This window comes from Pseudoalteromonas sp. 20-92, assembly GCF_030847595.1.
Lineage (GTDB): Bacteria > Pseudomonadota > Gammaproteobacteria > Enterobacterales > Alteromonadaceae > Pseudoalteromonas > Pseudoalteromonas fuliginea.
This window is the reverse complement of sequence record NZ_JANJGQ010000106.1, coordinates 1-274: the sequence shown is the minus strand read 5'-3', so window position 1 is coordinate 274 and position 274 is coordinate 1. Positions and strand designations below refer to the sequence as shown.

Here is a 274-nt window from a genome sequence, read left to right as displayed (position 1 = left end):
AACCGAAGCACCAGTTGATGATAAAAAAGCCGCCGTTGCCGCTGCTATTGCACGCGCCAAAGCTAAAAAAGCAGCTACAGCCTTAGAAAATGCAGAGCCTGCCGTTAGTGAAGCGCCGCAAACCGAAACACCTGTTGATGACAAAAAAGCCGCCGTTGCCGCTGCTATTGCACGCGCTAAAGCTAAAAAAGCAGCTAAAGCAAATGAAGGTACTGAGCCAGTCGTTAGTGAAGCGCCGCAAACCGAAGCACCAGTTGATGATAAAAAAGCCGCC

1 pseudogene is annotated in these 274 nt (G+C 50.0%); it reads left to right on the top strand.

What is annotated here, in order from left to right:
• Window positions 1-274: pseudogene (locus tag NRL14_RS20945) on the top strand (electron transport complex subunit RsxC); the annotation flags it as partial.